Here is a 25,757-nt window from a genome sequence, read left to right on the forward strand (position 1 = left end):
CGTCAGGCCTTCTTTGCCTTGGTTGCGGTCTTGGCCTTGGGCGCTGCCTTCGGCTTTGCGGCCTTGGCATCGTCCGACTTCGCCGCCTTGGTGGTCTTCGTCGCCTTGGCCTTGCCCTTGGCGGGCGTCTTGCCGGCCTTGTCGGCGATCAATACGAGGGCCTCTTCCAGCGTCACGCTGTCAGCGGCCTTGCCCTTGGGCAGTGTGGCGTTGACCTTGCCCCAGTTCACGTAGGGGCCGTACTTGCCGTCCCGCACCGTGATGGGGCCGCCGTCCGGATGGTCGCCGAGCGTCTTCAGGGCCGCAGGCGTGCCGCGCGAGCGGCCGCCGGGGCCCTTCGACTGCTTGTCGGCAATGACCGAAACGGCGCGGTTGAGGCCGATCGAGAACACGTCCTCGACACTTTCAAGGTTCGCATAGCCGCCGTCATGCAGCAGGAACGGGCCGTAGCGACCGATGCCGGCGGAGATCATCTTGCCGGTTTCCGGATGCTGGCCGATATCGCGCGGCAGCGAGAGCAGGGCGAGCGCCTTCTCGTGGTCGATGCTCGCCGGCGTCCAGCCCTTGGGCAGGCTGGCGCGCTTGGCTTCCTTGCCGTCACCGCGCTGCACATACGGCCCGAAGCGGCCGTTACGCAGCGTGATCTCTTCGCCCGTATGCGGATCCTTGCCGAGGCTCTGCGGCTCGTTGGAGGCAGCGGCCTCCGCATCCGAACCGTTGTCGGCGGAAAGCTGACGGGTGAAGTTGCATTCCGGATAGTTCGAGCAGCCGACGAAGGCGCCGAACTTGCCGAGCTTCAGCGAGAGCTTGCCGGTGCCACAGACCTGGCAGATCCGCGGATCGCTGCCGTCCTCGCGCTTGGGGAAGACGAGCGGGGCGAGCTCCTCGTTGAGGGCATCGAGCACGTTGGTGACGCGCAGTTCCTTCGTGTCCTCGATCTGCGCGAAGAAGTCCTTCCAGAAATCGCGGAGAACCTGCTTCCAGTCGAGTTCGCCGGCCGAGATCTTGTCGAGCTTTTCTTCAAGGCCCGCGGTGAAGTCGTATTCGACATAGCGGGTGAAGAAGCTCTCGAGGAAGGCCGTGACGAGGCGGCCCTTGGCCTCCGGGATCAGCTTGCGCTTGTCGATGATGATGTATTCGCGGTCGCGCAGCGTCGCAAGCGTTGCGGCATAGGTCGACGGACGACCGATGCCGAGCTCTTCCATCTTCTTGATGAGCGAGGCTTCCGAGTAGCGCGGCGGCGGCTCGGTGAAGTGCTGGCTGGCATTCACCTTCTGCTTGGCGACCGTCTCGTTGGCGTTGATCTCCGGCAGGCGGCCGTCGTCGTCACCGTCGTCCGACTGTTCGCCATCTTCCTTCTGGTCGGTATAGGCGGCGATGAAGCCGTCGAAGCGGATGACCGAGCCGGTGGCGCGCAGGCCTGCCTTGCGCCCGCCATTGTCCGCCTCGATCTCGACCGTCGTGCGCTCGATCTCGGCCGAGGCCATCTGGCTGGCGATGCCGCGCTTCCAGACGAGATCGTAGAGTTTCAGCTGGTCCGGATCGAGATAGCGCTTCACCTGGTCGGGTGTGCGGTCGAAGGAGGTTGGGCGGATCGCCTCGTGGGCCTCCTGGGCGTTCTTCGCCTTGGTGGAGTAGATGCGGGCCTTTTCCGGTACATAGCGTGCGCCGAACTGCTCGCCAACGGCCTTGCGGGCGGCGTCGATCGCCTCCGGCGCCATCTGCACGCCGTCGGTACGCATATAGGTGATGAGACCGACCGTCTCGCCGCCGATGTCGATGCCCTCATAGAGCTTCTGCGCCACCTGCATGGTGCGGGAGGCGGAGAAGCCGAGCTTGGAGGAGGCGGCCTGCTGCAGGGTGGAGGTGGTGAAGGGTGGCGAGGGATTGCGCTTGGTGGGCTTGGCCTCGACGCTTTCGACGCGGTAGGCCGCACCGTCGAGCAGCGCCTTGAGGCGGTTCGCCTCCTCGCCGTTGCCGATCGCCTTTGGTTGGAGACGCTTTCCTTCGGCCGAAACGAGGCGCGCCTCGAACTCGTCGCCGCGCGGCGTCTTCAGGAGGGCGGAGAGGTTCCAGTATTCCTCCGAGACGAAACGCTCGATTTCGGATTCCCGGTCGCAGACGAGGCGCAGCGCCACCGACTGAACGCGGCCGGCCGAGCGGGCGCCCGGCAGCTTGCGCCAGAGAACCGGCGAGAGGTTGAAGCCGACGAGATAATCGAGGGCACGGCGGGCGAGGTAGGCATCGACCAGCGCGATGTCGATGTCGCGCGGGTTGCGCATGGCATCGAGCACGGCCGACTTGGTGATGGCGTTGAAGACGACGCGCTTGACCGGTTTGTCGCCGATGACACGCTTCTTCTTCAGGACGTCGAGTACGTGCCAGGAGATGGCTTCGCCTTCGCGATCCGGGTCGGTCGCGAGAATGAGGCCGTCGGAGGATTTCACCGCGTCTGCAATGTCCTTCATACGCTTGGCCGAGGCGCTGTCCACTTCCCAGGACATCTCGAAGTCCTCGTCCGGGCGCACGGAGCCGTCCTTGGCGGGCAGATCGCGCACGTGGCCAAAGGAGGCGAGCACCGTGTAGCCGGGGCCGAGATACTTGTTGATCGTCTTGGCCTTGGCAGGCGATTCCACAACTACAACATTCATCGTCATTTTTCTCTGAGTACGGGCGCCGCACCCTTGGACGCACGGCGAAACGGGCGCCTTGCGCCGAAAAGTCGTGTCTCGACATGAACAGACAAAGCGTTCCGGTCAAGAGGTAGGGGTGAAATTAGTGGGATGCAACGCGATGCAACCATTACGAGATTAATCGGAGATTGCAATTATGAATAATCATTGTATCTTTTCCTAGGTCTAGGAATTGCAACCTTTGGGCGATTCCGAAATGTAGATGCAACGGAGGCGCTATGAGCCCGAAACCAGCCAAGTCCGCCCTCCCGCCCCATACCGCAGAGGAGAACCTTGCCTACACCCGGCAGATGCTGGGCGAGCTGCGCACGGTCGTGAACGCCGAGGGGGCGGACATGCTGGGCTATCTGATCGAGATGGCCTATGTGGAGGCGGGGGACATTCTGGCCGGTCTGCGGCCGCTTTCAGTCCGGGGTCATCGAGACCCGGCCATCGGCATGCCGTTGAAGCCGGCCGGCAAGATCAAGCTCTAGAAGAACGAGATAGACGGTTGCCGCGGTGATGCCGGTATGGCGGATGATCTCGTCGATTTCGGCCGGTACCTGGCTCAATGCATTGGTGATGCGTTCCCGTTCGCCGTCGCCCGGCGGCAGACGCAGCGCGGGCGGCGTGTCCCCTGCGGGTTCGCCGGCGCCGGGGCGGGGAGTGAAAAGGTCGGGCTCGGACAGCGGGCGCAGGCTTTCCAGCACATCCTCCGGCGTCGTGGTGATCGTCGCCCCATCCTTCAGGAGGCCGTTCGTGCCCTCGCAGCGCGGATCGAGCGGGGAGCCCGGCACGGCGAAGACCAGCCGGCCGAAATCCGCCGCATTGCGCGCGGTGATCAGCGAGCCGGAGCGCACTGCCGCCTCCACCACCACCAAGCCGAGTGACATGCCGGCGATCAGCCGGTTGCGGCGCGGAAAATCCCGCGCCCGCGGCTCCCAACCGAAGGGCATTTCGCTGATGGCAAGGCCGTGCCCCTCGGTGAGTTCGGCAAGAAGGCCGATATTTTCCGGCGGATAGGGCTTGTCGAGACCGCCTGCCATGGCCGCGACGGTGCCGGTGTCGAGGCTGGCGCGATGGGCGGCCGTATCGATGCCGCGGGCAAGGCCCGAAACGATCGTGTAACCCGCCCGCCCGATCTCGCGTGCCAGCAGGCCGGCGAACTTGGTACCCGAGAGAGACGCGTTCCGCGCTCCGACGATGCCGACGGCCGGTGCCGCCGCGACAGCCCGGTTGCCCTTGACGGCGAGCAGCGGCGGCGCGCCGTCGATCTGGCGCAGGAGAAAGGGATAGTCGGGTTCGCCGATGCCGACAAAGGCGGCGCCGTGCCGGTCGGCAATGGCAAGTTCGCGCTCGGCCTCCGCCTGGCTGGCGACGCGGATGGCGCGCGAAGCGCCGCCACGGCGCGAGAGTTCCGGCACCATCTCCAGCGCCGTTTCGGCGCTGCCGAAGTGATTGATGAGCTCGCGAAAGGTGACCGGCCCGACATTGTCGCTGCGGATGAGGCGCAGCCAGGCGATCCTCTGTCGTTCCGTCAGCGCAATTCCTCGTGTCCTTGCGCTGTGGTCGTCCATCGCTATCCCTTGCTGCCGATCTTGCTTTCCGTGCCGTTCAGGAGACGACTGATGTTGGCACTGTGTTTCCACCAGGTGATGAGCGTCAGCAGCAGGAAGAGGACCGCCACCTTCTCGTGACCGAGGAACCACAATACAACCGGAGATACGGCGGTTGCAACCAGGGCCGAGAGCGACGAATAGCGCGTCAGATAGGCAAGGCCGATCCAGACGACGGCAAAGACCGCGAGCATGACGGGCACGAGGCCGAGCAGCAGCCCGACATAGGTCGCGACCCCCTTGCCGCCCTTGAAGCCGAGCCAGACGGGAAAGAGATGGCCGAGAAAGGCGGCAAAGCCCGCCGCAAGGCCGGCATCCAGCCCCCAGCGCGACGCGATGGCGGTGGCAGCGGTGCCTTTGAGGGCGTCGAGCAGCAGGGTGGCCGCGGCAAGCTTCTTGTTGCCTGTGCGCAGGACGTTCGTCGCGCCGATATTGCCGGAGCCGATCTGGCGCACGTCGCCGAGACCGGCCATGCGGGTGAGGATCAGGCCGAAGGGAATGGAACCGAGAAGGTAGCCGAAGGCGAGGGCGGCGAGCGTCGGCAAGGCGCCGAGCTGCCAGGTGAAGATGTCGGACACGTCAGTTCCCCCGTTCCGTTATTCTGCATCCATGGTGGTGGATCCTCGGGCTTGGCCTGAGCATCCACCCATGGGCTCACAGGACCGACATCCCTTTCAGTCCAGCGAATAGACCCGTTTTCCGGCAACATAGGTGCTAATCGCGCGTCCCGTAAAGCGGGCATCTTCGAAGGGCGTATTCTTCGAGCGCGAGACGAAGCGGTCCTTGGTGGCAAGCCACGGCTCGTCGGGGTCGATCAGCACGATGTCGGCGCGTGCACCGGGCGCAAGCGTGCCGGCGTCGAGGCCGAAGATCTGCGCCGGGCGCGTCGAGAGCGCATCGAGGAGCCGCATCAGCGGAACCTCGCCGCTGTGGTGCAACCGGAGCGCTGCCGCCAGCATGGTCTCGAGGCCGATCGCGCCGTCGGCGGCATCCGCGAAGGGCAGGCGCTTGGTGTCGACGTCCTGCGGATCGTGCGAGGAGACGATGATGTCGATCTCGCCGCGGGCGAGCGCATCGACCATGGCCTTGCGGTCGTCCTCCCCGCGCAGCGGCGGGGAGAGCTTGAAGAAGGTGCGGTATTCGCCGATGTCGTTCTCGTTCAGCGTCAGGTGGTTGATCGAGGCGCCGCAGGTGACGTTTGCACCGCGTTCCCTGGCGGTCTTCACGGCCTCGGCCGATTCCGGCACGGAGATCTGTGCGGCATGGTACTTGCCACGCGTCAGGCCGGCGATGCGCAGGTCCCGTTCGAGCGGGATCAGTTCGGCCTCGCGCGGGCTACCGGAAAGGCCGAGCCAGCTGGCGAGCAGCCCCTCGTTCATCACGCCGCCGGCGCCGAGATGTTTGTCGCGGGTTTCGAGCGCGATGACGCTGCCGAATTCGCGGGCATAGGTCATCGCCCGGCGCAACACCTGCGCATTGTGCAGCGGGTTGCGGCCATTGGTGAAGGCGACGGCGCCGGCATCCTTCAGGAGGCCGAACTCGGTCATCTCTTCACCTGCAAGGCCCTTGGTGAGGGCTGCGGCCGGATGAATGTTGACGATCGCCTTGTCGCGCGCGTTCTTCAGCACGAATTCGACAAGCGCGATGTCGTCGATGACGGGATCGGTGTCCGGCATGGTGATGAAGGTGGTGACGCCACCGGCCGCCGCTGCGCGCGAGGCCGATTCGATCGTCTCGCGGTGCTCGGCGCCCGGCTCGCCGACGAAGACGCGGGCATCGACAAGGCCGGGAGCGGCGATGAGGCCGCGGCCATCGACGATTTCGGCGCCCTCGGGCGCGCCCTGGTTCTGCGCGCCGCTGCCGATGGCGGCGATCTTGCCGTTCTCGAGGACGATGGAGCCCATTTCATCGAGGTTGCGGGAGGGATCGAGGATGCGGAGGTTCTTCAGGACGGTGGTGCGGGTCATGCGCGAACACCCTGGTTCTGCGAAACAAGAAGCGTTTCCATCACGGCCATGCGGACGGCAACGCCCATCTCGACCTGCTGCTCGATGACGCTCTGCGGCCCGTCGGCGATCTCGGAGGCGATCTCCACGCCACGGTTCATCGGTCCGGGATGCATGACGAGCGCATCCTCCTTCGCTGCCTTCAGCTTTTCCGCATCGAGCCCGTAATAGTGGAAATATTCGCGCACCGACGGCACGAAGGCGCCGGACATGCGTTCACGCTGCAGGCGCAGCATCATCACGACGTCGGCATCCTTCAGGCCTTCCGCCATCGAATGGTAGACCTCTGCGCCCATGTCGGCGATGCCCGACGGCAGCAGCGTTGCGGGCGCCACGACGCGCACGCGGGCACCCATGGCGTTGAGCAGCAGGATGTTCGAGCGGGCGACGCGCGAATGCAGTACGTCGCCGCAGATGGCGACGATGATGCGCGAGAGCTTGCCCTTGGCGCGGCGGATGGTCAGCGCGTCGAGCAGGGCCTGCGTCGGATGCTCGTGCTGGCCGTCGCCGGCATTGACCACCGAACAGGAGACTTTTTGCGCGAGAAGCGCGGCGGCGCCGGCGGAGGAATGGCGCACGACCAGCACGTCCGGGTGCATGGCGTTCAGCGTCATCGCCGTGTCGATCAGCGTTTCGCCCTTCTTCACCGAGGAATTGCCGACTGACATGTTCATCACGTCGGCGCCAAGGCGTTTGCCGGCAAGCTCGAAGGAGGATTGCGTGCGGGTGGAGGCTTCGAAGAACAGGTTGATCTGTGTCAGGCCCCGGAGGGTCGACGTTTTCTTCTCCCTTTGCCGGGAGATTTTCACCGCCTCGTCGGCGCGGTCGAGCAGGTGTGTGATCTCCTGCTCGGTCAAACCCTTGATGCCGAGAAGGTGGCGATGCGGAAAGAAGTCCATGAAACTCCGCCTCAACTGTCGTGGATACGCGGGGTCTATAGAGTGTCGGTTCCCCCGCGGCAAGGCGAAGCGGCGGCAAGGCCGCGCATTCCCACGCTTTTGTGAAGCCGAGCGCGCCGGCAACCGCACGGCCCCGTTTCGCCCCGCCGCGACTTGGGCTAGAACCCGCTCATGACTCGCGACAAGACGACCGAACAGAAACTCGCCGATCTCAACCAGCCGCCGCTCTGGTCGGGCATCAATGCCTATCGCTCCGACCCGCTGCTGGTCGATGCAACCGACGCCATGCCCAAGGGGCTGCGCGACGAGTTCGACGCGATCGGCCGCTACGTGACCTCGCCGGAAGCGCAGGAGCTCGCCCGCATGGCGAACGAGGGCGTGCCGCAGCTGCGCACCCACGGCCCGCGTGGCGAGCGCCTCGACGTCGTCGATTATCATCCCGCCTGGCACGCGTTGATGCGCCGCTCCATGGCGAGCGGCCTGCATTCCTCGCTCTGGGAGAATGTGCCGGAGGAGAAGGGCAGGGCGCACAAGGCGCGTGCCGTGCGCTTCTACCTGACCGCTCAGCTCGAATGTGGCCATCTCTGCCCGCTGACCATGACGAGCGCCTCGGTCGCGGCCCTGTCCGTCTCGCCGCAGGTGCAGCGCGAATGGGGCCGGAAGATCCTGTCGCGCAAATATGACAGCACGAACAAGCCCGCCATGCAGAAGAGTGCCGTCACCATCGGCATGGGCATGACGGAAAAGCAGGGCGGCACGGATGTGCGCGCCAACACCTCCACCGCCGAGCGTGTCGGCGAGGGCATCTACCGGCTCTCCGGCCACAAATGGTTCATGTCGGCACCAATGAGCGACGGGTTCGTCATGCTCGCCCAGACCCGCGAGGGCGTCGGCTGTTTCCTCGTGCCGCGCCTGCTGGAGGACGGCTCCAGCAACGGCCTGCGCTTCCAGCGCCTGAAGGACAAGATCGGCAACCGCTCCAACGCCTCCTCGGAGGTCGAGTTCTCCGAAACGTTCGGCTTCCTGCTTGGCACGCCCGATGCCGGCATCCGCACCATCCTCGACATGGTGACCCTGACGCGGCTTGACTGTGCGCTGGCCTCGTCCGGCATCATGCGCGCCTCGCTCGCCGAAGCGGTGCACCATACGCGCGGCCGCAGCGTCTTCGGCAAGCCGCTGGTCGCCCAGCCGATCATGACGCGCGTGCTCGCCGACATGGCGCTCGACGTTGCGGGCGCGACCGCGCTCTCCCTGCGCCTGGCGGAGGCCTTCGACAAGGCGCGCGACAGCGCCGAGGACGCTGCCTACGCCCGTATCATGACGCCCGTGACGAAATACTGGTGCTGCAAGATCGCGCCCGCCCTGATCTACGAAGCGATGGAGTGCATCGGCGGCAGCGGCTATGTCGAGGAGCGGCCGATCGCGCGGCATTATCGCGAGGCGCCCGTCAATGCGATCTGGGAAGGCTCGGGCAACGTCATGGCGCTCGATCTGATGCGCGTCACCAGCCGGGGCAGGGACCTGTTCGAGATGCTGTTTGCCGGGCTTGCCCGCGATCTCGGTCCGGCTGGCAAGAAGACGGTCGACGTGCTGCGTGCTGCGCTCTCGCTCTGCGAGCGCGACGAGGGAGCGGCCCGCATGCTCGTGGAGCAGCTGGCGCTCGCCGCTGCCGCGGCCGAACTCTATCGCGCCGGTGCCGGGCGCATCGCCGATGCCTTCCTCGAAACGCGCCTCGCCTCGGGCTGGCGCTCGACCTACGGCATGCTCGATTCGCGCTTCGATTCGGCCTACATCGTCGACCTGCTCTATCCGCCGGCAAGATAGGCGGTTGCCGCCAATACGACCGGGATCGTGAAGAACGAGGCGATCGTTTGCAGCGTGGCGACGGCGGCATAGAGCGGCGCGTCGCCGCCCATCTGCTTGGCCAGCACGTAACCGTTCATCGCTGTCGGCACGCTCGCCCCCATGGCGATCGTCAGGAGCGGCTCGCCGCGCATGCCGAGCGCATAGGCCGCCGCCGTCATGACCAGCGGCATGAACAGGAGCTTCAGGGCGACCGGCAGCAGCGCCAGCGGCCGGGGTTTCAGCGCATCGGCCAGCTTCAGTCCGGCGCCGACCATGATGAGGCCAAGGCTGAGCGAGGTGTCCGCGACGAGTTCCGTCGCCTGCATCAGCGGCGCGTAGATCGGGATTTCCAGAAGGTTGACGGCGACACCGAGCACCGAGCCGATGATCATCGGGTTGGTGACGATTTTCTGGGCGAAGGTCTTCAGGCTGCGCGTGCCGCCGCCGAACCAGACGAGAACGGCGATATTGTAGAAATTCAGGGGAATGATGATCAGTGTCGCCACGAGGGCGACGAGGGCAAGGCTGCCCGGGCCGTAAAGTTTTTCACCGATGGCGAGTGCGATGAAGGCGTTCCAGCGTGTCGAGGTCTGGAAAACCGAAGTAAACGACGCGCCTGAAACCTGCGCGGCGCGAAAAAGCGGCCAGGAGAGCGCCAGAATCGCTGCGATGAGCGTCACCGAGCCGATGGAGCCGAGCGCCACGCTGCCGGCGGCAATGCCCGAGAATTCCGCCTTGGCGAGCGTCGTGAAGAGCAGGCAGGGAAACAGCACGAAGAAGCCGAGCTGCTCGAGCCCGTTCCACATGTCGCGGTCGATCAGCCGCCAGCGCTTGAGGAAGACCCCGAGCACAACGAGCAGGAAGACGGGGAGAATGCTTTCGAAGATGGCGAGCATGGGAACCGGGCGGGCGAGGAATGGTGGCTGCTCATTCCACGCCTTGCGCAGGCTTGCAAGCCTGCGCTGCCGTGCGGCCCGTGTGGAAATTAACCTTAATGGAGGGTTTACGTTGCGTGCACAGAGTTAACGGGCGAAGGTTCCGTTTACCTGGTGTTAACCATGCGAGCGAGTGCAGCCTATGGCCAGAACGGCCCGGATTTCGGTCATGACGACCCTGTTTTGTTTTGCGGCGGTGGATATCGTCGTCCCGCTCCTCGTCATCGCCACGGGCGTGGCGGTCAGCGAGATCGTCTTTGCAACCGGCGATCTTCTCGCGCCGAAGAGGAGGGTGGCATGAAGTGGTTCCTGATCCTCTGGGCCGGCCCGATCGCGCTGCTCGGCAGCTGGTACGGGCTTTCCTACTACGACATGAGCTTCGGCATCTTCATGCTGACGCGCGATGCGCATGACCTGGTGTTCCAGATCTACGGCCATATCCTCGGCATTCCGCCGGAAGACCTGCCGCCGCTGGTGCTGCGCGCCATCGTCGTGGACAGCTTCCTGGTGCTGGGCCTCATCGCCTTCCGGCGCCGCAAGAGGATTTTTGCCTGGTGGCAGGCGCGCCGTCAGTCCGCGTCCGCCGCCCTTGCCAGGGACGAAAGCCTGTCGAGAGCCCCCTGAAGAATGAAGGAGGCGGCCGCCGAATCGATGCGTTCGGCGCGCTTCTTGCGCGACACGTCCATCTCGATCAGCGTGCGCTCCGCCGCCACCGTCGATAGCCGTTCGTCCCAGAAGACGAAGGGGATGTCCGTCTTGTCGGCCATGGAGCGCACGAAGGCGCGCGTTGCCTGGACGCGCGGCCCGGCACTGCCGTCCATGTTCATGGGCAGGCCGATGACGAAGGCGACGACCTTCTCCTTCGCCGCGAAGGCGAGCAGCAGCTCGGCATCCTGGGTGAACTTCACGCGCTTCAGCACCGGTCGCGGCGTCGCCAGCCGACGGCCGAGATCGGACACCGAAAGTCCGATGGTCTTGGTGCCGAGGTCGAGGCCGGCGATCGGCTGGCCGGGGGCGAGGGTTTCGGCCAGGTCTTCCAGTGTCAGCGTTGCCATGGGGTAACCTCTCAGCGCTTGCGCACGAATTCCGTGCGCAGGACCAGACCCTTGATCGTCTCGTGCCGGCAGTCGATCTCGTCCGGATTGTCGGTGAGGCGGATGGACCGGATTACCGTACCCTGCTTCAGGGTCTGGCCGGCACCCTTCACCTTCAGGTCCTTGATGAGCACGACCGAATCGCCATCCGCAAGCACGGTGCCGCTGGCGTCCCGCACCTGGCTCCGGGCGGCCTTTTCCGCGGCGATTTCCGATGCCGGCCGCCATTCGCCGGTTGCTTCGTCATAGATATAGTCGTCGTCGCTCATGACGGCTCCTTGCATGTTGCTCCATCTCGAAAGCCACGCTTATAACGATCCGGCGATGGATGGAAACGGCCTTCGCCGGTTCTATATTGCGCCAAGGACCCCAACGGGAGAACAAGCATGAAAATCACCTGGCTCGGCCACTCCGCCTTCCGGATCGAAACGGCGAAAGCCAGAATCCTGATCGACCCGTTCTTCACCGGCAATCCCGCGTTCGACGAGGCCACCCGCAAGGACGCGGTGGCGGGCCTCACCCATGTCCTGCTGACCCACGGCCACGGCGACCATGTCGGCGATACGATCCAGATCGCGAAGGAGACCGGCGCGACCGTGCTCGCCAACGCGGACCTTGCCGCCTGGCTCGGCGCCAAGGGCGTGGAGAAGGTCGATATGGGCAACACCGGCGGCACCGTGCATTTCGACGGTTTCTCCACCACCTTCGTCAATGCGCTGCATTCCTCCGCGCAGATCACCGAGGACGGTGTCTCCCATTCGCTCGGCAACGCCAATGGCCTTGTGCTGCATTTCGAAGACGAGCCGGCGCTCTATCACATGGGCGATACCGACATCTTCTCCGACATGGCGCTGATCCACGAATTGCACCAGCCGGAAATCGGCCTTGTGCCGATCGGCGACCGCTTCACCATGGGCGGCGCCGTCGCCGCGCTCGCCTGCCAGCGCTTCTTCAATTTCGATACGGTCATCCCCTGCCACTACGGTTCCTTCGGCATCATCGCGCCGACGGCCGATCTTTTCGTGCAGGCGATGGACGGTGCTTCGGCCAAGATCGAGGTGCCGGGCGCCGGCGGTGTCGTCTCGCGCTGAGCGGCCGGAAAACGGGCGAGGGGGCGTGGAAGGGACCATTCCCCCGTTGCGCCCCTTGGGCTTGGTCAGTATAGCGGGTAGAAATTTCTGAGCGGAGACCACCCATGTCCGTAGATCTAGCCACCGTGAAGCGCGTCGCGCGTCTTGCCCGCATCGCCGTCAGCGAGGAAGAGGCAGACCGCATGACCGGCGAGCTGAACGGCATCCTCGGCTTTGTCGAGCAGCTGTCCGAAGTCAATGTCGACGGCGTCGAGCCGATGACCTCCGTCACGCCGATGGAGATGAAGAAGCGCGAGGATGTCGTCAATGACGGCAACAAGGCGGATGCCATCGTTGCCAATGCGCCGGCCACCGACCGTAATTTCTTCCAGGTTCCGAAGGTGGTGGAGTAATCCTTGGCCGTCACCCTCGCCATCGAGAGCCCGCTTAGCGATGAGGTTCGCGCGCTGGTCGCCGAGCTGAACACCGTGCTGCTCGCGCTCTCGCCGCCGGAGGCCTGCTACCACCTGACCGTCGAGCAGATGGCCGAGCCGGCCGTGACGGTCTGGATCGCCCGTGACGAGGGAACCGTCGTCGGCTGCGGTGCGCTGAAGCGCCATTCCGCGGCGGTGGGCGAGGTGAAGCGCATGTTCACCCGGCCGGACTGGCAGGGGCAGGGCATCGGCCGGCGCATCCTTGGCGAGATCCAGGCTGCCGCCGAACGGGAGAAGCTGGAAACGCTCGTGCTCGAAACAGGCGACCAGCACCCGGCTGCCTGGGCGATCTACGAGAAGGCCGGGTTCACCCGCTGCGGCCCCGTGCTCGACTATCCGGATTCACCCTATTCCATATTCTATCAAAAGCAGCTTCGTGCTGCCTGACCCGAAGTGACCGCACCCATGACCGATCTGACCCGCCTGACCATTGCCGAAGCCCGCGAAAAGCTCGGCGCCAAGGAGATCACCGCCGTTGAGCTGACGGACGCCTATCTTGGCGCGATCGAGGCGGCGAACCCTGTCATCAACGCCTATGTCGCCGTGACGCCGGAAAAGGCGCGCGATATGGCGAAGGCCTCTGATGGCCGCATCGCTGCCGGCAAGGCAGGTGCGCTTGAGGGCATCCCGCTCGGCATCAAGGACCTGTTTGCGACCGAGGGTGTGCATACCCAGGCCTGCAGCCACATCCTCGACGGCTTCAGGCCGGAATACGAATCGACGGTCACCGGGAACCTGTGGGCCGATGGCGCCGTCATGCTCGGCAAGCTGAACATGGACGAGTTCGCGATGGGCTCCTCCAACGAGAGTTCCTATTACGGCGTGGTCAAGAACCCGTGGCGCGCGAACGGATCCAACGCCGATCTCGTCCCGGGCGGTTCGTCCGGTGGTTCGGCCGCGGCCGTTGCCGCGTTCCTGTGCGCCGGTGCGACGGCGACGGACACCGGCGGCTCGATCCGCCAGCCCGCCGCCTTCACCGGCACCGTCGGCATCAAGCCGACCTATGGCCGCTGCTCGCGCTGGGGCATCGTCGCCTTCGCCTCCTCGCTCGACCAGGCCGGCCCGATCGCCCGCGACGTGCGCGATGCGGCGATCCTCTTGAAGTCCATGGCAAGCGTCGATGCCAAGGATACCACCTCCGTCGATCTGCCGGTGCCGGACTACGAAGCCGCGCTCGGCCAGTCGCTGAAGGGCATGCGTATCGGCATACCGCGCGAATACCGCGTCGAGGGCATGCCGGAGGAGATCGAGGCGCTCTGGCAGCAGGGCATCGCCTGGCTGAAGGAGGCCGGTGCCGAGATCGTCGACATTTCCCTGCCGCACACCAAGTACGCGCTGCCGGCCTATTACATCGTCGCGCCCGCCGAAGCCTCGTCGAACCTCGCCCGCTATGACGGCGTGCGCTACGGCCTGCGCGTCGACGGCAAGGACATCGTCGACATGTACGAGAAGACGCGCGCTGCCGGTTTCGGCCAGGAGGTCAAGCGCCGCATCATGATCGGCACCTACGTGCTGTCGGCCGGGTATTACGACGCCTACTACCTCCAGGCGCAGAAGGTTCGCACGCTGATCAAGCGCGACTTCGAGCTCGCCTTCAACGCCGGTGTCGACGCGATCCTGACCCCGGCGACGCCGTCCTCCGCCTTCGGCATCGCCGACGAGGACCTCGCATCCGACCCGGTCAAGATGTACCTGCAGGACATTTTTACCGTCACGGTGAACATGGCCGGCCTGCCGGGCCTTTCCGTGCCCGCCGGTCTCGACCACAAGGGCCTGCCCCTCAGCCTCCAGCTCATTGGCAAGCCCTTCGAGGAGGAGGTCCTCTTCAAGACGGCGCATGTCATCGAAAAGGCCGCCGGCCGCTTCACGCCGGCCAGGTGGTGGTAAGGGGCCTTCAGCCCCTTCTGCCTGCACTGCGGGCGTACGGTTTCAATCGCCAGATCGTGTCGTAGCGGCAACACCTGCCGTTACGACAGGCGTGTCCGCGTCTTTTTTGCTTGATCCCTTCCGAAGTCGAGAATAAACGCGCCTTCCCGGTCGTTCAGCCGGTGCGGATGTCAACGGATGGAGTTTTCCGCTCCTCCCGCGCGAGGCGGCCCTGCCGTCGTCGTGTACGGATGCCGCACCGAGAAGACTGGTATTGCGGACCTAGCTCAGCGGTAGAGCACCGGATGTTCCTCCGGAGGTCGCGGGTTCGATTCCCGTTGTCTGCTCCATTGGATAGCTCAGTGGTAGAGCATCAGATTGTTACTCTGACTGTGGAAGGTTCGAATCCTTCTCCAAAGCGCTGACTCAAAATCAGCGACAGCCTTCCAAGCTGTCTTACCTCCGGTCCGGGGACCGGACTGCGGACGGTAGACCGCAAGTGGGCCGAAAGGCGCGTTTGTGGAAAACCCGACGCCGGACATTCGCGGTCCGGTTCGCGGTGACGGTCAAGCCGCCTTCCGGCCGGCAAGGGTGCCGCGGCATCCAAGCCCGCTTGAAGGCCGCGCGGCCCTCTCCCGAAAACCCGCCGCCGATGGCCGTCAGCCGGTTCCCGGATCATGCCTGTTGAAACATACCCCGCCCGCAGGTTCCCCGGGCGAAAAGGGGCTCACCGGGAACTGGCAAGGGAAACGGAACCGGAACCGTGTTTGTGGTCCGCACCATCCCGCCGCCGATGCCAACAGAAACCAACGACGAAAGGACGATCGGTTCATGACGTAGCGTATGACCGAAGGAGCAGAACGATGACGATATTTCTCGATACGATCCTGGGGCGCACACGCGTCCTCGTGAAGGCAAACGAACGGGTGCTCGCCCTCTACAGGGGAGAAGTCCTCGGCATATTCGGCGCCGGTGAACACAGCCTGCCGAACCGCCGTGGCATGCTGGAGCTGGAACGTCACGACGTGAACCGGCCGACCTTCGTCTCGGCCTACGAGAAGCCGTTGTTCGATGGGCTCCCGGCGGTCGCGCAGCGCGAGCTGACGGTCTTTCGCACGAATGCCCGCGAGGTGGCTGTCGTCGAACGTGACGGTGAGCTTCACGCCGTTCTTGCACCGAACCAGAAGCTTGTGGTCTGGAACGCGGCAGGTCCGTGGACGGAGACGCGTGTCGACCTGGCCGGCGGGCTCGATGTCGATCCGGAGCTGATGCGCCGGTTGACGCGGGCGCGTCGCCTGGAACTCGTCACGGCCTTCCTGGTCAATGACGGGCAGGTCGGCCTGCTTGTCATCGACGGGACGCACCAGCGCATGCTGGAGCCGGGCGTCCACGCCTTCTGGAATGTCGGCCGGACGATCCAGGTGCGCGTGGTCGATCTCAAGCGCCAGTCGCTCGACGTCACCGGTCAGGAGCTGCTCACCCGCGACAAGGTCACGATCCGGGTGAACATCGCTGCCGAATACCGCGTCGTCGAACCGCTGAAGGCCGTCTCGGAGGTCAAGGATTTTGCGGATGCCCTCTACCGGGCGCTGCAGTTCGCCTTCCGCCAGACGCTTGGCACGCTGACGCTCGACCAGATCCTCGAACGCAAGGTGACGGTCCATGCGGAAGCGGCCGAGAAGGTCCGCACCGACATGGCCGCGATCGGGGTCGAGGTCTCGGCCATCGAGCTCAAGGACGTGATCCTGCCGGGCGAGATGCGCGACATCCTCAACCAGGTTGTCGCCGCTGAAAAGCAGGCCGAGGCCAATGTCATTCGCCGCCGCGAGGAGACGAACGCCACCCGTTCGCTCCTCAACACGGCGAAGGTGATGGCGGAGAACCCGGTCATGCTGCGGCTGAAGGAGCTGGAAGCGCTGGAGGCCATCGCCGGCAAGGTCGAGCGCCTGACGATCCACAACGGAACGGCGGGCCTGATGAACGACCTCGTCCAGCTTCGCGACAAGTAGGGGATCGCCCGGCCGGAAGGCCGGGCGGTTCCGTTTCGGCGGGTATTCGCTTCCCTCTCTCCATCATCTCCGTGGATAGTCTTTCGTCTCCCTCGCCAAGCCTTTCCGGCAATGCTTTCATGGTGTCGGAAAGGGCCGCCCGCATGATCGCCGTTCGCAATGCCCGTGAGGACGATGTTCCCGCTCTCGTCGAAATCGGCGTTCGGGCCTGGGAACAGGCCGTCGTCGGCGTCGCCGACCTGCAGGTGCGGCGCGACTATGCCCGCAACGCCTTCCAGCAGTTCCTTGCCCGCCACTGGTTGCGGGTGAGCGTCGCTGAAACCGAGGGCCGGACGGCCGGATGGGCGGCGCGCGAGGCGCTGGACGACGAGATCAGCGACCTCTGGATCGACCCGCCACAGCAGAAGAAGGGGCTCGGCTCCGCCTTGCTCTCCGCCATGGAGGCGGAGATCGTCGCAGCGGGTTTCGAGGCGGCGCGGTTGCAGACGCATGCCCGCAACACGGCCGCCGTCGGCTTCTTCCAGAAGCACGGCTATAGCGTGAACTGGCTGTCTATCGACTATTCCGAACGCCTCGACCGCGATGTCGAGTCGGTCGGCCTGCGCCGGCAGCTCGTTGCGGACGAGCCGCCCGGCTACGGGCCGGGCGGGTTCTGAGGGGAGGCGGGCTTTCGCCGCGCCTCCCGCCGGTTCACTGGTTGTCCAGCTGGGCCCGCACCAGCTCCAGGCCGCGTTGCGTGATGCGGTAGGGCCTGCCGCCGGAGGAGGCGATGCACCGCCGGCGCTTCAGTTTCCGGAAGAGGTCGATGTCGAGGCCGCTCGCTCGCCAGCCGTCCCGCGTGATGCAGGCGACCGTCATGACCTTCCGGTTGTCGTCTTTTTCGATGTCGATCCTGCCGCCCTGGGCGAGCAGATGGAGAATGCGCTGTTCGGCGCGCGAAATGTCCATTGTCTTGAGAATCCGTCCGGCGTTCGAATGAACGCGAAAAAACGTTCCGCCACCTACGAGGTGGCAGGGCTCATCGTTTTTCCAGACCCTGCGCGCAAGCTGTCGCGGGCAGGGTCTTCAGCAGGTCTCAGACGAGTTAGACATCAAAACTCCATTTGCGGATGCCCCGGAATAGCCGGGGCATCCGCAAAGGTCAATGCATCGGCCAGATCAGGGAATGGTGCAGGAAGACGGCAGTCTTCACGCCGTTGGCCGAGGCGAGCGAGATGTTGGCCGCCCCGAGCGCGATGTCGCCGGCTGCATAGAGGCCGGGCAGGGAGGTCTGGCCCGTGTCGTCTGTGTGGAGGATGCTGCCGATCGGCGTTTCCTTCAGCGTCAGGCCGCGCCCGGCCGGGATGGTGCTGCGCACCCGCGCCTCCGGCATCACGAAGAGCGCCTTCACGAGGGTCGGGATGCCCGGCCCGGTTTCGACGGACAAGAGGCCATCCGGCCCGTCGGCGATGGCGGTGACGCGGCCCGGCCGGAGCTTCACATTGCGCTCGGCGAGCACGGCAAGGGCCGCGTCGTCCGGCTCCGGCGCCATGTTGGTAAAGAGCGTGACATTGCCCCAGTCGGCGACCACCGCCGCAAAGCGCGCCGCCTCGGCCGTGCGCGCCAGCACGCCGACCGGTCCACCGCCCACCTCGTAGCCATGGCAATAGGGGCAATGCAGCACCGTCTTGCCCCAGCGCTCGGCAAGGCCCGGGATATCGGGCAACTGGTCCTCGAAGCCGGTGGCAAGCAGCACGCGGCGCGCCGCAATCCGCCCGTCGTCGCCGGTGACGACGGAGAAGGCGTCCTTCTCCCCGTCCAGCCGTTCGGCCGGCACGTCACGGAAGGTGACCGTCGCGTAGGCGGCCAGCTGTCGGCGGGCATCGGCAAGGATGTCGCGGCCCGGCCGGCCGTCCTGGGCGAGGAAGCCGTGCGAATGGGCGGCGAAGCGGTTGCGCGGCTCGCCGGTGTCGAGAATGGTGATGCGGCGCCGGGCGCGGGCAAGCTGCAGGGCGGCGGAAAGGCCGGCAAAGCCCCCGCCGATGATGATGGCATCTTCGGTCATGGTTCATCCTTTCTGTGGAGCGCGCGGCATCGTTCGCCCGATGGGTATCGGTCGTTCGATGCGGAGTATCGGGAAGGCGTTCCCGTTTAGCCGGTATCGGTCCGACGGCGTTTCGCCGCCACCCGGTAATCGGCGGCGAGGTCGGCAAGCGTCGTGCCGGCGAAGCGCGCCATCAGGATCGCCTCGGCGTCCTTCAGCGCGTCACCGATCACCCGGTTGACGGATTGCTCGATCACGCAGCCCGGCATTTCCGTCGCCGGGCCGATCTGGAAGACGATCGGCTCGCCGAGCGCGTTGTAGATGTCGAGCAGCGAGATGTCCGCAAGCGGCCGGGCAAATTGCCAGCCGCCGCCATGGCCGCGGCCGGATTGCACGATACCGGCGTCGCGAAGGCCTGCCATGGTGCGCCGGACGACGACGGCATTGGTGTCGAGGCAGAGTGCAAGGTCGTCCGAGGTCATCGGCGCCTCGCGTTCGGCCATGTGCATGAGTGCGTGGAGCACGGCGGAAAGACGGCTGTTTCTTTTCATGTAACAATAATAGTTACGAATCTTGCTTTCTGTCAACATGCCGGCGATGCAGGTGTCAGCCGGCGCGCAGTGTGCGGACGAGGGCAGGGCCGAAAATCAGCGCCGCCGGCACGAGCGCCGCGTGCAGAATCAGGATCGCCATCAGCTGCGTGCGAAAGGGCTCCTTGCGCGTCTTGTGCCGCAGCAGCTGTTGCGCGGCGACGGCGCCGAGGCTGCCGCCGAAGAGGGCGAACTGCAGCAGCCGCGCTTCGGAAACGCGCCAATGGCCGTCACGCGCGGCCTCCTTGTCCCACCAGTAGAGGCAGAACGTCACGACGTTGAGGAGAAGGAAGATGATGAGAAGCGTTGTCGTCGTACCCATGGCATCAGTTTAGTCGATCATCCTTGCGGCTTGGCTAACGAGGGTCGGCCTCATGCGCTGAAAACCTTGCACCGCCTGCCCATATGTTCTACCGAGACAGCACCGAAGACACCACAGCAAGAGCCGAAAATGACCCTCGTCGACGTCCGTACCCCCGATCCGAAACGCTTCATCCCCGGCGCCACCGGCGATTGGGAAGTCATCATCGGCATGGAGGTGCACGCGCAGGTCCTTTCGAATTCGAAACTGTTCTCCGGCGCCTCCACCGAATTCGGCAAGGCGCCGAATGCCAACGTCTCGCTCGTCGATGCGGCCATGCCCGGCATGCTGCCTGTGATCAACGAGGAATGCGTCCGGCAGGCCGTGCGCACCGGCCTCGGCCTCAAGGCGCAGATCAACCACCGCTCGATCTTCGACCGCAAGAACTACTTCTATCCGGACCTGCCGCAGGGCTACCAGATCTCGCAGTTCAAGGACCCGATCGTCGGCGAGGGCAAGATCGTCATCTCGCTCGGCCCCGACCGCCAGGGCAATTTTGAAGACATCGAGATCGGCATCGAGCGCCTGCACCTGGAGCAGGACGCCGGCAAGTCGATGCACGACCAGCATCCGACCATGTCCTATGTCGACCTCAACCGTTCGGGCGTCGCGCTGATGGAGATCGTCTCCAAGCCGGACATGCGCTCGTCGGACGAGGCCAAGGCCTATATGACGAAGCTGCGCTCCATCGTGCGCTATCTCGGCACCTGCGACGGCAACATGGACGAGGGCTCCATGCGCGCCGACGTCAACGTCTCCGTGCGCCGCCCCGGCGAAGGTTTCGGCACGCGCTGCGAGATCAAGAACGTCAACTCCATCCGCTTCATCGGCCAGGCGATCGAATACGAAGCCCGCCGCCAGATCGGCATTCTGGAGGATGGCGGTTCGATCGACCAGGAAACCCGCCTCTTCGATCCCGGCAAGGGCGAGACGCGCTCCATGCGCTCGAAGGAAGACGCGCACGACTACCGCTACTTCCCCGATCCGGACCTGCTGCCGCTGGAGTTCGACAACGAATTCGTCGGCAAGCTGCTCGCCGACCTGCCGGAACTGCCCGACGACAAGAAGATCCGCTTCGTCAAGGATCTCGGCCTTTCGGTCTACGACGCCTCGGTGCTCGTCTCGGAGAAGGCGATCGCCGACTATTACGAGGCCGTGGCTGCCGGCCGCGACGGCAAGACGGCCGCCAACTGGGTCATCAACGACTTGCTCGGTGCCTTGAACAAGGACGGCAAAGCCATTGAAGAGACTCCGGTTTCGCCCGCCCAGCTCGGCGGCATCATCGATCTCATCAAGGACGGCACCATCTCCGGCAAGATCGCCAAGGACCTCTTTGAAATCGTCTGGACCGAAGGCGGCAACCCGGCCGATATCGTCGAATCCCGCGGCATGAAGCAGGTAACGGACACCGGCGCCATCGAGAAGGCCGTCGATGAAATCATCGCCGCCAATCCCGATCAGGTCGCCAAGGTTCTCGCCAAGCCGACGCTTGCCGGCTGGTTCGTCGGCCAGGTGATGAAGGCGACGGGCGGCAAGGCCAACCCGCAAGCCGTGCAGGCCCTCGTCAAGGCCAAGCTGGGCATCGAGGACTAGGAAGCAATTCCAGGAAAAGTGTGAAGCGGTTTTCCGTCTGGAACTGCTTCAAAACAAAGGAACTTCCCATGTTCTTCGTCCGCACGGCCTCCGAACGCGACCTGGCGAAGGTCAGCGCGCTTCTGGCCGAGACGTGGCACGCCACCTATGACGCGCTCTACGGCGCGGACAAGGTGCGCGAGATTACCGCGCGCTGGCATTCCGTGCCGGCGCTGAAGGCCCGGCTGGAGCGCAAGGACAGCGAGTTCGTCGTCGCCGACAACGGCAAGGAGCTTGCCGGCATGGGCTATGTCGCCATGGCGAAGGATCGGCCGAAGGTGGCGTTCCTGCACCAGCTCTACGTGCTGCCGCGCTATCAGCGCCAGGGCATCGGCCGCGACATGTTCGCGGAACTCGAAACCTGCTTCCCGGATGCCACGACGATGCTGCTGGAGGTCGACCCGCGCAACGATGCGGCGGTCGCCTTCTACTACGCGCACGGCTTTGCCAAGGTCGGCGAGGCGCAGCACACCGCGGACAACATCTCCGGCGTGCCGCTGGATGTCTATGAGAAGCCGCTCGGCGGCTGATCCGCGGCGAAAAGCCGTGGGCGAAGGGGCGGGAATCGCTGGACATTCCAGCGCTGCCGCGCCATAAGCGGAAGAAAGATCGCCCGCTTTCTGCGGGCGGCCCAACAGTCTCGGGCCGCGCTTCCGGCACGGCCCTGCCAAGGACGCCAGCCCATGAACCTTCTCAAGCAGATTTTTACCTGGTGGAACGGTCAGACGATCGGCACCCGTTTTCACACCTGGCGCTTCGGCACCCGGGTCGGCCAGGACGAACTCGGCAATGTCTACTACCAGGGCGGCGCGAAGGATTCCGAAGGGCGCACGCGCCGCTGGGTGATCTACAACGGTTATGCCGAAGCCTCCGCCATCCCGCCGGGCTGGCACGGCTGGATGCACCATCGCACCGATGTTTCCCCGGCCGATGAAAAGTATCAGGCCCGCGACTGGGAAAAGCCGCACCGCCAGAACCCGACCGGCACCGCCCAGGCCTATCGTCCGCCGGGCTCGCTTGCCGCCGCCGGCGAACGTCCGCGCGTGACGGGCGACTACGACGCCTGGACGCCGGGCAACTGATACCGATTTGGCCACATTTCGCCGCTAGCTCCAAGCGACCGGCGAACGCCGGAGCGGTTCGCAGGAGACGGCATTCATGACATCAGGGTTTTTCTCGGCAAACGCCGGACGGCGGCTTCTTGTCGCCGCGCTTGCCGTGGCCGCCGCAGGCGCGGCGCTGTTGCCTGTGGCTGCTGAAGCCGCCCGCGTCGAGAACCCGGTCGCCGTCTTCTCCGGCATCGACAAGATCACTGGCCGCATCACCAATTTCGACGTCTATATCGGCGAGACCGTGCAGTTCGGCGCGCTCCAGGTGACACCGAAGGTCTGCTACAGCCGCGACGACACCGAGGCACAGAAGGTGACGTCCTTCGTCGAGGTCGACGAGATCACTCTCGACCGCAAGATCCGTCGCATCTTCACCGGCTGGATGTTTGCCGACAGCCCCGGTCTCAACGCCGTCGAACACGCCGTCTACGACGTGTGGCTGACCGAGTGCAAGGCGAAGTCTGACGTGCCGCCGCCGGAAGACGCGAAGGCGAAGACCCAGTAAATCGCTCTCCAGGGACGTTTTGCCTGCCCTCGTGGATCCCCGGGCCAAGCCCCGCGCCACATCTTCTCCGTCAAAACGGCAAATGCGGCGACGCCAGCGCGTTGGCCAGCATGTCCTCATATTCGATCTTCGGCACATCGATCGCGCCGAATGTCTTCAGGTGCTCGGTGGTGAACTGCGTGTCGAGCAGGCGGAAACCGTTTTTCTTCAACCGCTCCACCAGATGCACCAGACAGATCTTCGAGGCGTCCGTGCGCCGCGAAAACATGCTCTCGCCGAAAAAGGCCGCGCCGAGCGAGACGCCGTAGAGGCCGCCGACGAGTTTTTCCCCCTCCCATGCTTCCACGGAATGGGCATGGCCCATGCGGTGTAGCGTGCCGTAGAGCGACTTGATCTTCGTGTTGATCCAGGTGGAGGGCCGATCGGGCGCGGCCTCGGCGCAGGCGGCCAGCACCGCGTCGAACGCGGTGTCGAAACGGATGTCGAAGGGCTTTTTGCGGATCGTCTTGGCGAGGCTGCGCGAGACGTGGAACGTATCGAGCGGGATGACGCCCCGCATATCCGGCTCGACCCAGAAGAGTTCCGGGTCGTCGGCCGAATCAGCCATCGGGAAAAGCCCGATGGAGTAGGCGCGTAGAAGCAGGTCCGGGTTGATTTCCGGGTGCCGGCTGCGTCGCCCTGCCATGACCGACGCCCCTCAGGCGTCGGTTTTGCCGGCCAGATAATTCTCCAGCCAGTGGATGTCGTAATCGCCGTTGGCGATGTCCTGATTGGCGATCAGGTCCTGGAAGAGCGGCAGCGTCGTCTTGATGCCGTCGATGACGAACTCGTCCAGAACGCGCCGCAGGCGCATCATGCATTCGACGCGGGTGCGGCCGTGCACAATGAGCTTGCCGATCAGGCTGTCGTAGTAGGGCGGGATGCGGTAGCCCTGATAGGCGCCCGAATCGACGCGCACGCCAAGGCCGCCCGGCGCGTGGAAATGCGTGATCGTACCCGGCGAGGGAACGAAGGTGCGCGGATCCTCGGCATTGATACGGCACTCGATGGCATGGCCGGAGAAGACGATGTCTTCCTGGCTCACCGAAAGGCCGGCGCCGGAGGCGACGCGGATCTGCTCGTGTACGAGGTCGATGCCGGTGATCGCTTCGGTGATCGGGTGCTCCACCTGAAGGCGGGTGTTCATCTCGATGAAATAGAACTCGCCGTTCTCGTAGAGGAACTCGACCGTGCCGGCGCCGCGGTATTTCAGCTTCTTCATGGCGTCGGCGCAGACCTGGCCGATCTTCATGCGCTGCTCGACGTTGAGGGCCGGAGAGTTGGCCTCTTCCCAGACCTTCTGGTGGCGGCGCTGCAACGAGCAGTCGCGCTCGCCGAGATGCACGGCATTGCCCATGCCGTCGCCGACGACCTGGATTTCGATATGGCGCGGCTTGCCGAGGTATTTTTCCATGTAGACGGCGTCGTTGCCGAAGGCAGCGAGCGCCTCGGAGCGGGCCGTCGAGACGGCTTCTTCAAGGTCCGCCTCGGTCTTGGCGACCTTCATGCCGCGGCCACCGCCACCGGCGGTCGCCTTGATGAGCACGGGAAAGCCGATCTGGCGGGCGACTTCGAGCGCGTTTTCCGGCTTCACCTCACCGTCGGAGCCAGGAACGACGGGGATGCCGAGTTCCTGCGCCGTCTGCTTGGCGGTGATCTTGTCGCCCATGATGCGGATGTGCTCCGCCGTCGGGCCGATGAAGGTGATGCCGTGCGCATCGAGGATTTCCGCGAACTTGGCGTTTTCAGACAGGAAGCCGTAGCCGGGATGCACCGCGTCGGCGCCGGTGATCTCGCAGGCGGCGACGATCTGGTGGATGTTCAGATAGCTCTCGCGCGACGGGGGCGGGCCGATGCACACGCTCTCGTCGGCGAGGCGCACATGCATGGCATCGGCATCCGCCGTCGAATGCACGGCGACCGTGGCGATGCCGAGCTCCTTGCACGCCCGAAGGACGCGAAGGGCGATTTCGCCGCGGTTGGCAATGAGGACTTTGGAGATCATGGGGGCCGCCTTATTCGATGATGACAAGCGGTTCGCCGTATTCGACCGGGCTTGCATCCGAGACGAGGATTTCGGTGACCTTGCCGGAGCGCGGCGCCGGGATCTGGTTCATCGTCTTCATGGCTTCGATGATGAGGATGGTCTGGCCTTCCTTGACCGTGGCGCCGACCTCGATAAAAGCACGGGCGCCCGGAGCAGGCGACAGATAGGCCGTACCGACCATCGGCGCCGTGACGGCGTTCTTGTTGTTACGGGCGTCGGCAACGGGGGCTGCGCCAGCCGTGGCTGCGACGGCCGGTGCGGCATAGGCGGCAGCCGGTGCAGCGATCGGTGCCTGGACATATTGCGGCGTGCCGGCGCGCGAGACGCGGATGCGCAGGTCGTCCTGCTCCACTTCGATCTCGGTGAGGTCTGTCTCGTTGAGGATGTTGGCGAGATCGCGGATGAGCGTCTGATCGATGCCGTGTTTCTTGTCAGCCATGGAAATGAGCCTCTTGTTTTTCTTATTTCGTGATGGACGAAAGCGCGTGAAGCGCGAGGATGTAGCTGTGCGCGCCGAAACCGCAGATGACGCCCTTGACGGCGGGCGCGATCATCGACGTGTGGCGGAATTCTTCGCGGGCATGCACATTGGAAAGGTGCAGTTCGACCACCGGCACCTTGATGGCGCGAATGGCGTCGTGCAGGGCGATCGAGGTGTGGGTATAGGCACCGGCATTGATGGCGATGCCAGCGGCGGCATCGCCGCCTTCGTGGATCCAGTCGACCAGATCGCCTTCATGGTTGGACTGGCGGAAATCGACCGCAAAGCCCAGCTTCTCACCCTCCGCCTTGCAGAGCGCCTCGATATCCGCAAGCGTGTGCCCGCCATAGATGCCGGGTTCACGTTTGCCGAGGGCGTTCAGGTTGGGACCGTTGAGCACGAAAAGGGTGGAAGCCATTCACAATTCCGCATGCTGGAAAGACAATTACCTATAGACCGGCGGT

30 protein-coding genes and 2 tRNA genes are annotated in these 25,757 nt (G+C 64.9%); 16 read left to right on the forward strand and 16 right to left on the reverse strand.

Annotated features, from left to right (window positions below):
• Window positions 1–2: 2 nt before the first annotated feature.
• Window positions 3–2,651 (reverse strand): type I DNA topoisomerase, encoded by a 2,649-nt coding sequence (topA, locus tag AKG11_RS04285; RefSeq protein WP_023512787.1) that lies wholly within the window; start codon window positions 2,649–2,651, stop codon window positions 3–5.
• Window positions 2,652–2,911: 260 nt separating this feature from the next.
• On the opposite strand from topA, the gene AKG11_RS04290 reads away from it, so the two are divergent.
• Window positions 2,912–3,166, forward strand: a complete 255-nt coding sequence (locus AKG11_RS04290) for a hypothetical protein (RefSeq protein WP_050743054.1) — start codon at window positions 2,912–2,914, stop codon at window positions 3,164–3,166.
• On the opposite strand, the gene dprA is transcribed toward AKG11_RS04290, so the two are convergent.
• From dprA to AKG11_RS04310, 4 genes are all read right to left on the reverse strand, one after another.
• Window positions 3,098–4,249: a DNA-processing protein DprA gene (gene dprA / locus AKG11_RS04295; protein WP_050743055.1), complete on the reverse strand. Its 1,152-nt coding sequence runs from the start codon at window positions 4,247–4,249 to the stop codon at window positions 3,098–3,100. The genes AKG11_RS04290 and dprA overlap by 69 nt on opposite strands.
• 2 nt (window positions 4,250–4,251) lie before the next feature.
• A complete protein-coding gene (plsY, locus tag AKG11_RS04300; RefSeq protein WP_088016403.1) occupies window positions 4,252–4,857 on the reverse strand; it encodes a glycerol-3-phosphate 1-O-acyltransferase PlsY in 606 nt (201 codons plus the stop codon).
• Between the two features lie 105 nt (window positions 4,858–4,962).
• Window positions 4,963–6,255: a dihydroorotase gene (locus tag AKG11_RS04305; RefSeq protein WP_050743057.1), complete on the reverse strand. Its 1,293-nt coding sequence runs from the start codon at window positions 6,253–6,255 to the stop codon at window positions 4,963–4,965.
• Window positions 6,252–7,193 (reverse strand): aspartate carbamoyltransferase catalytic subunit, encoded by a 942-nt coding sequence (locus AKG11_RS04310; RefSeq protein ID WP_023512782.1) that lies wholly within the window; start codon window positions 7,191–7,193, stop codon window positions 6,252–6,254. Before AKG11_RS04310 ends, AKG11_RS04305 begins: the two co-directional genes overlap by 4 nt.
• Before the next feature lie 171 nt (window positions 7,194–7,364).
• On the opposite strand from AKG11_RS04310, the gene AKG11_RS04315 reads away from it, so the two are divergent.
• Window positions 7,365–9,017: an acyl-CoA dehydrogenase family protein gene (locus AKG11_RS04315; protein ID WP_023512781.1), complete on the forward strand. Its 1,653-nt coding sequence runs from the start codon at window positions 7,365–7,367 to the stop codon at window positions 9,015–9,017.
• Here AKG11_RS04315 and AKG11_RS04320 read toward each other — a convergent pair.
• On the reverse strand, window positions 8,999–9,934 hold the full coding sequence (locus AKG11_RS04320; RefSeq protein WP_023512780.1) for an AEC family transporter: 936 nt from the start codon (window positions 9,932–9,934) through the stop codon (window positions 8,999–9,001). The genes AKG11_RS04315 and AKG11_RS04320 overlap by 19 nt on opposite strands.
• 208 nt (window positions 9,935–10,142) lie before the next feature.
• Here AKG11_RS04320 and AKG11_RS35660 point away from each other — a divergent pair, with 208 nt between their 5' ends.
• Both AKG11_RS35660 and AKG11_RS04325 read left to right on the forward strand, forming a co-directional pair.
• Window positions 10,143–10,274 carry a hypothetical protein gene (locus tag AKG11_RS35660; protein WP_023512779.1) on the forward strand — a complete coding sequence of 44 codons (132 nt, stop codon included), beginning with the start codon at window positions 10,143–10,145 and terminating at the stop codon, window positions 10,272–10,274.
• Complete coding sequence (locus AKG11_RS04325; protein WP_050743058.1) at window positions 10,271–10,597, forward strand: DUF6105 family protein; 327 nt, start codon at window positions 10,271–10,273, stop codon at window positions 10,595–10,597. The genes AKG11_RS35660 and AKG11_RS04325 overlap by 4 nt, the downstream gene beginning before the upstream one ends.
• Here AKG11_RS04325 and ruvX read toward each other — a convergent pair.
• Both ruvX and AKG11_RS04335 read right to left on the reverse strand, forming a co-directional pair.
• The gene (ruvX, locus tag AKG11_RS04330; RefSeq protein WP_050743059.1) at window positions 10,543–11,028 is read right to left on the reverse strand and encodes a Holliday junction resolvase RuvX; all 486 of its coding nucleotides are present in this window, start codon (window positions 11,026–11,028) and stop codon (window positions 10,543–10,545) included. The two genes, AKG11_RS04325 and ruvX, sit on opposite strands and share 55 nt — an antisense overlap.
• 11 nt (window positions 11,029–11,039) lie before the next feature.
• Complete coding sequence (locus AKG11_RS04335; protein WP_023512776.1) at window positions 11,040–11,336, reverse strand: alkylphosphonate utilization protein; 297 nt, start codon at window positions 11,334–11,336, stop codon at window positions 11,040–11,042.
• 117 nt (window positions 11,337–11,453) lie between these two features.
• Between AKG11_RS04335 and AKG11_RS04340 the strand changes: the two genes are divergently transcribed.
• From AKG11_RS04340 to AKG11_RS04375, 8 genes are all read left to right on the forward strand, one after another.
• Window positions 11,454–12,158 (forward strand): metal-dependent hydrolase, encoded by a 705-nt coding sequence (locus AKG11_RS04340; protein WP_050743060.1) that lies wholly within the window; start codon window positions 11,454–11,456, stop codon window positions 12,156–12,158.
• Window positions 12,159–12,262: 104 nt separating this feature from the next.
• On the forward strand, window positions 12,263–12,550 hold the full coding sequence (gene gatC, locus AKG11_RS04345; protein ID WP_050743061.1) for an Asp-tRNA(Asn)/Glu-tRNA(Gln) amidotransferase subunit GatC: 288 nt from the start codon (window positions 12,263–12,265) through the stop codon (window positions 12,548–12,550).
• Between the two features lie 3 nt (window positions 12,551–12,553).
• Window positions 12,554–13,018, forward strand: a complete 465-nt coding sequence (locus AKG11_RS04350; protein ID WP_023512773.1) for a GNAT family N-acetyltransferase — start codon at window positions 12,554–12,556, stop codon at window positions 13,016–13,018.
• Between the two features lie 18 nt (window positions 13,019–13,036).
• On the forward strand, window positions 13,037–14,518 hold the full coding sequence (gene gatA / locus AKG11_RS04355) for an Asp-tRNA(Asn)/Glu-tRNA(Gln) amidotransferase subunit GatA (RefSeq protein WP_050743062.1): 1,482 nt from the start codon (window positions 13,037–13,039) through the stop codon (window positions 14,516–14,518).
• 255 nt (window positions 14,519–14,773) lie between these two features.
• Window positions 14,774–14,847, forward strand: a tRNA-OTHER gene (locus AKG11_RS04360).
• A tRNA-Asn gene (locus AKG11_RS04365) sits at window positions 14,842–14,918 on the forward strand. Before AKG11_RS04360 ends, AKG11_RS04365 begins: the two co-directional genes overlap by 6 nt.
• 442 nt (window positions 14,919–15,360) lie before the next feature.
• A complete protein-coding gene (locus tag AKG11_RS04370; RefSeq protein ID WP_050743063.1) occupies window positions 15,361–16,506 on the forward strand; it encodes a slipin family protein in 1,146 nt (381 codons plus the stop codon).
• A gap of 143 nt (window positions 16,507–16,649) precedes the next feature.
• Entirely contained in the window at window positions 16,650–17,162 is a 513-nt protein-coding gene (locus AKG11_RS04375; RefSeq protein WP_050743064.1) for a GNAT family N-acetyltransferase, read from the forward strand.
• Between the two features lie 34 nt (window positions 17,163–17,196).
• On the opposite strand, the gene AKG11_RS04380 is transcribed toward AKG11_RS04375, so the two are convergent.
• The 4 genes from AKG11_RS04380 to AKG11_RS04395 form a co-directional block, all read right to left on the reverse strand.
• Window positions 17,197–17,454, reverse strand: coding sequence for a YjhX family toxin (locus AKG11_RS04380; protein ID WP_050743065.1), 258 nt, complete (start codon window positions 17,452–17,454; stop codon window positions 17,197–17,199).
• A 193-nt stretch (window positions 17,455–17,647) separates the two neighbouring features.
• Window positions 17,648–18,550, reverse strand: coding sequence for an NAD(P)/FAD-dependent oxidoreductase (locus tag AKG11_RS04385; protein ID WP_050743066.1), 903 nt, complete (start codon window positions 18,548–18,550; stop codon window positions 17,648–17,650).
• 86 nt (window positions 18,551–18,636) lie between these two features.
• Window positions 18,637–19,080: an RrF2 family transcriptional regulator gene (locus tag AKG11_RS04390; protein ID WP_050743067.1), complete on the reverse strand. Its 444-nt coding sequence runs from the start codon at window positions 19,078–19,080 to the stop codon at window positions 18,637–18,639.
• Window positions 19,081–19,135: 55 nt separating this feature from the next.
• The gene (locus AKG11_RS04395; RefSeq protein ID WP_023514044.1) at window positions 19,136–19,441 is read right to left on the reverse strand and encodes a DUF1294 domain-containing protein; all 306 of its coding nucleotides are present in this window, start codon (window positions 19,439–19,441) and stop codon (window positions 19,136–19,138) included.
• Window positions 19,442–19,570: 129 nt separating this feature from the next.
• Here AKG11_RS04395 and gatB point away from each other — a divergent pair, with 129 nt between their 5' ends.
• From gatB to AKG11_RS04415, 4 genes are all read left to right on the forward strand, one after another.
• The gene (gatB, locus tag AKG11_RS04400; RefSeq protein WP_023514045.1) at window positions 19,571–21,073 is read left to right on the forward strand and encodes an Asp-tRNA(Asn)/Glu-tRNA(Gln) amidotransferase subunit GatB; all 1,503 of its coding nucleotides are present in this window, start codon (window positions 19,571–19,573) and stop codon (window positions 21,071–21,073) included.
• A gap of 68 nt (window positions 21,074–21,141) precedes the next feature.
• Window positions 21,142–21,642: a GNAT family N-acetyltransferase gene (locus AKG11_RS04405; RefSeq protein ID WP_050743165.1), complete on the forward strand. Its 501-nt coding sequence runs from the start codon at window positions 21,142–21,144 to the stop codon at window positions 21,640–21,642.
• A 153-nt stretch (window positions 21,643–21,795) separates the two neighbouring features.
• A complete protein-coding gene (locus AKG11_RS04410) occupies window positions 21,796–22,194 on the forward strand; it encodes an NADH:ubiquinone oxidoreductase subunit NDUFA12 (RefSeq protein WP_023514047.1) in 399 nt (132 codons plus the stop codon).
• A gap of 76 nt (window positions 22,195–22,270) precedes the next feature.
• Window positions 22,271–22,726 (forward strand): DUF2155 domain-containing protein, encoded by a 456-nt coding sequence (locus tag AKG11_RS04415; protein WP_023514048.1) that lies wholly within the window; start codon window positions 22,271–22,273, stop codon window positions 22,724–22,726.
• 70 nt (window positions 22,727–22,796) lie between these two features.
• On the opposite strand, the gene aat is transcribed toward AKG11_RS04415, so the two are convergent.
• Genes aat through aroQ form a run of 4 tightly spaced genes read right to left on the reverse strand, consistent with a single transcriptional unit; the run spans window position 22,797 to window position 25,711 of the window.
• On the reverse strand, window positions 22,797–23,411 hold the full coding sequence (gene aat / locus AKG11_RS04420) for a leucyl/phenylalanyl-tRNA--protein transferase (protein WP_050743068.1): 615 nt from the start codon (window positions 23,409–23,411) through the stop codon (window positions 22,797–22,799).
• Between the two features lie 12 nt (window positions 23,412–23,423).
• Window positions 23,424–24,770, reverse strand: a complete 1,347-nt coding sequence (gene accC, locus AKG11_RS04425; RefSeq protein WP_023514050.1) for an acetyl-CoA carboxylase biotin carboxylase subunit — start codon at window positions 24,768–24,770, stop codon at window positions 23,424–23,426.
• Window positions 24,771–24,780: 10 nt separating this feature from the next.
• Complete coding sequence (gene accB, locus AKG11_RS04430) at window positions 24,781–25,251, reverse strand: acetyl-CoA carboxylase biotin carboxyl carrier protein (RefSeq protein WP_023514051.1); 471 nt, start codon at window positions 25,249–25,251, stop codon at window positions 24,781–24,783.
• A 22-nt stretch (window positions 25,252–25,273) separates the two neighbouring features.
• Window positions 25,274–25,711, reverse strand: a complete 438-nt coding sequence (gene aroQ / locus AKG11_RS04435; RefSeq protein WP_023514052.1) for a type II 3-dehydroquinate dehydratase — start codon at window positions 25,709–25,711, stop codon at window positions 25,274–25,276.
• Between the last annotated feature and the right edge of the window lie 46 nt (window positions 25,712–25,757).

Source organism: Shinella sp. SUS2, assembly GCF_001262505.1.
Classification (GTDB): domain Bacteria; phylum Pseudomonadota; class Alphaproteobacteria; order Rhizobiales; family Rhizobiaceae; genus Shinella.